The organism is Shewanella surugensis (assembly GCF_023284005.1).
Classification (GTDB): Bacteria; Pseudomonadota; Gammaproteobacteria; order Enterobacterales; family Shewanellaceae; genus Shewanella; species Shewanella surugensis.
Genome location: NZ_JAKIKS010000220.1, coordinates 1 through 4205, shown reverse-complemented (window position 1 = coordinate 4205; position 4205 = coordinate 1). Strand labels below are relative to the sequence as shown.

The 4205-nt window shown below is 40.9% G+C and carries 2 protein-coding genes and 1 pseudogene; all 3 read right to left on the bottom strand.

Annotation, left to right across the window (positions count from 1 at the left end; translation table 11 throughout):
• Positions 1 to 1057, bottom strand: a pseudogene (locus L2764_RS25950) (hypothetical protein); the annotation flags it as partial.
• 246 nt (positions 1058 to 1303) lie between these two features.
• Positions 1304 to 1489, bottom strand: a complete 186-nt coding sequence (locus L2764_RS25945; protein WP_248943243.1) for a hypothetical protein — start codon at positions 1487 to 1489, stop codon at positions 1304 to 1306.
• A 597-nt stretch (positions 1490 to 2086) separates the two neighbouring features.
• The gene (locus L2764_RS25940) at positions 2087 to 3793 is read right to left on the bottom strand and encodes a hypothetical protein (protein WP_248943242.1); all 1707 of its coding nucleotides are present in this window, start codon (positions 3791 to 3793) and stop codon (positions 2087 to 2089) included.
• Positions 3794 to 4205: the final 412 nt, after the last annotated feature.

Genomic DNA, 4205 nt, shown 5'->3' with positions numbered 1-4205 from the left:
TTTTAATTTCATTATTTTCATATACAAAGGTGACTTCCCGTTTATCACTGGCGGTAATTTTTATCAATTGGTCCTTTTTGTTATAATGATAGATAATGCTATTACCAAACCGGTCCTCTACCTTAGTCACCATTAAATAAACATCTAAAAACAAAGATGATTCAGGTAGATGATTCCGAGCGGTAATAAGCTGGTTAAAAGTATACTTGGTGCCATCAGGTGAATAGCCAATAAACCCTTCCCCCGGTTGATTGGCTAGAGTCGTGCAACTGAAACGCCAATTAGATTGGGTTTTACGAGGAAACTTATCATCTGCTACTTGTAAAAGTGGTGTTAATTTTTCACCCGACAGGGATAATATATCCCCTTGCCAAAGACCGTTTCTAGCCACTATGTTATTATGATATCGATCATTTTGATTAAAACCTCCCGGATTTAAATTACCTGAGCAAGCCTTACCCCTTCCCCATGCACCAGAATAGTACTTTACATCCGAGGGCCTTTTCCCGCCATACTTCTTTAGGTAAAGGGTTGTATGAATATTAGGAATATCTAATTCCCAATCCCCTAAATTTTTTCGTAAAAGTGGGTTGGATTGATCCGATAATGTGCGACTTATTTTAATATCGGGGCCATTGCCTTTGGCGATAAAATCCGTTTGATTAAAGATCACAGTACCGGTATTTAAATCAATGAGCTCCCCAAATAGGCCTTTATCTAACTGTTTAAATGCATTGCTGGCTTTCGGTATTCGACTGCCTATGCCATCATCTTCACCATCGCCTGTAGCGGCCATCTTAGTATTACACTTAGTGCCTTTTGCCAAGCATTGCTGCCTGCTCAATGCTTTTTGTTGCCGTACTTGCATATCAATCTCAAAGGATTCTCTATCTTCCGTTGACATGGCATCCATCAGCACATGAAAATATTCTTGGGCTAGCTCCATCTCCTCTTGCTGCTCTTGGGTGAAGTCATCATCACCCGCTAACACCTGTAAACTGAAAGCGCAGAGACTAGAGCTGAATAATAGAATGCAATAAAAAAACGGTTTTGTCATAAACACTAACCGCCGGCTTATCTGCCGACAGCCATGAAAATAAGCAATCATAATGACCTTAAAAAGTAGTAACTAGGATGAGTAAAATGAATAAATAAAAGCCAGCCACACAAGAAAAGGCAATAAGAAATGAAAGACTTTATTCACTTTCCTTGTGATCTCGCTAACTCGTTAATCGAGCCTTAGGCTCAATAAAATACTTAATGAGGAACTCGGAATACGCTGTAAGCAGCTTAAAACTATCGCTTAACCCACTCGGTGAATACGAATATACCCGTGAGCACAACCCCCTTTTGCATCAAACCCTATATTGGTTTTTTTCCCTGTTGCAAAGGCTGTTAACAAACGCGCTAATATTTGCTGACGACGCTCAGCTGGGAGCGTCCCATCAACGGCAAAAAAAGAGTCATTGCAGCTTGGATGCTCTGGCATTTTATCTAATTTAATCTAATTTAATCAGAATTCTATCATTACCCGTATAAGTCAATACACTCGTCACCACACCTGACATGTTTGAATCATATTTCGCACTCACGCTGAAAGCACTAAAAAGACTCATTAGTAACAAAAAAGCATTCCACAAGGGTTTCATCATTATTCCTGTCAATATTATAAACCAACCAGTTGCAACAAGTGTTAACGACTAGTTTGAAAGAGGTTGGATAATAGCGTTTGCAGATATACTTGCAATTTAAAAGACTGATAACCGTCTGTTTTTATAGCGAAACAAGACTAATGTCTAACAAGTAATTATGGGAAAGAGAAAGAGAAAAGGATGGCCACAAGCTAATAGGAAGAGCGGCTATCACATCACGGGATAACCACTCTTTCAGGTATGACTGTTATGACTCATTTTTATTACTAATGGCTCTTTATAGCTGATGGCGTTTATGACTGAAGGCTTTTTTCTCGCTGAGGACTCTTTTCTCGCTGAGGACTCTTTTCTCGCTGAGGACTCTAATAGCTGAGGGCTCTAATAGCTGAAGGCTCCTTCATAGCTAAAGGCTTTCTATTTCGAAGTATCATGCGCTATTTCCACGTATAGCTGAGGCTTTTATCGCCCACGGTGATACGGCCATAATATTGAAATTGCCACTGTTTCCAATTCCACGTGTAACTTTCTTTATAACTGGATGAACGAATGACATCCAAAAACGCATCGTAACTGCCATGGGTTTGTGTGTTGCCTACATAGCTGCCCCACATTTGTCGGCCTCTATCACCTTTACAGCTATAAATATCATTGACCTTATCAGTGCAATCGCGAAATATGGCCACATAACTGTCACCTTTACGACCCACCAGCCAGCGCCCTTCTTGTTGCCATTCATCAAACTCGCTTTCTGGCCAATAGATATTCACTTTGGTGCTGATCTCCCCTAAACCAAAGGTATTGGCTAAGCTAATTTCAGTATTGGGCCAATATAAAATCAAGGCTAGATTATCTTGCTGCAATACTTTAGGCAGATGAGTATTGGCAGTATATGGACGATAAGTCGACCAATCATCGACATCTCCCGATAACGGCCACACGGCAATATCATCGGCCACTGCGACGATTGGCCATTGCTGATAGCCATAATAGCCGCCCCAGAAATTATCCATTGAGCTTAAGGCTGAGCCGGCATTTTTATAAAGGTTGAGCCGCGTGCCAGTGAGGACGGAACTGCGGCTAAAGGTCGCGCCTATGGTTGCTGCGCTGTCAGCGAACCATTGCAAGAAATTAGGCATTCCGGCAAAATTTTTAAAGGCTTCATGCTCAGAGAGATCATAATGATCGATAGCCCAAAGGGTATCTTCTGCCACCGAAGGGGCGAAATAGCCCCCCATGCTCCATTGAAACACCGCTCTGTCTTCGCGGGTAAGATCACTATTCAGTGTAAAACTCTCAGCTAAAGAATGACTATTCATAAATTGCCCTGAATAACTGGCTTGCCATGAGTCCAATACTGGCGCCATATCCAAGGCGCTTGTGGCTAAAAAGCTAACATCCATCCCTGGATTTTGTGGCACATTACCCATTCCCGTTAATAAATAAATCAAACCGTGATTGCCGGGATTGCGATAATGCTCGGTATAAGCGCGGCCCGTTGTCGGCGCATAGGTGCCCGCCTCAGTGGTAAAGAGTAAAAACTGTGTTAACAATTTTTGTGCCGCAAGCGATGCTTGGCCTTTAATTTGATTATCTAACGCAAAATCCGCTAAATTAAGTAATCCCGCCAAAGTAAATTTATAATACACGGGAGAATTAAATTCATAAAAGCCATGCTCGACTTTTAAGGCTAAATAATGCCTTAATCTTTGCGCTAAATTAGGCGTCGTGTGTCTGCCCAAATGTTCGTGCAATAACCATTCACTGGACATCCACATGATCATGTGGTTCTCAGACCAATACTGATATTGCGTTTCCCCTTGGCTGATCCAATAAGGAAAGTGTTCAATCCCCGTTAAAATAGTGTCATCATAACTCTCTGAATTGAGTAAAATGCGAATGAGTTTAATCAACGTAAAATCAGGGATCCTATCCGTTTTCACTTTATCAATCATGGCTTCAACCATCGCGGCATTGTCTATGCCTTGATAGCTCAGCGCGAGCATATTGTCATAATTGGGTGAGACTGTAGATTGAGTGAGTATTTCATCGACTCGGATTTGATAGCGCTGTAGATCCAGCGCATTCACTCGCGCTGAAAATATAAAAATGAGCAGTATATAAATACAATAATGACTTTTCATTGACGTCCTCCTGACATTGATAATTGTTTAACGGCTAATAGCCCCATTCAAGCTATCAGCAAACAATGCCAAATACGCTAACCCGTTTTCAATGTCACAAAAGGATCCGAACTCTTTCGTATTAGAGTCTTTCTGATCAAACATTGACAATGGGCAATCTTTGCGAACAAAAAGCTGTAAAAAAAAAAGCCAGCAACTTAACGCCACTGGCTTTTTCATGTTTAATAATGATTACTATCAACATGTTGCATCAACATACTACAATGAGTCGAAGTGATATTTTTATAATGACTCACACATTAATCTTAGATTGCCATAATAACCGACACACTTTGGTATAGAAAAGAGGGTTAGCTGCCTATAAGCTTCAATCTCTCACAAAATCGGCCAAGGTTCTCAAATGAAAAACCAA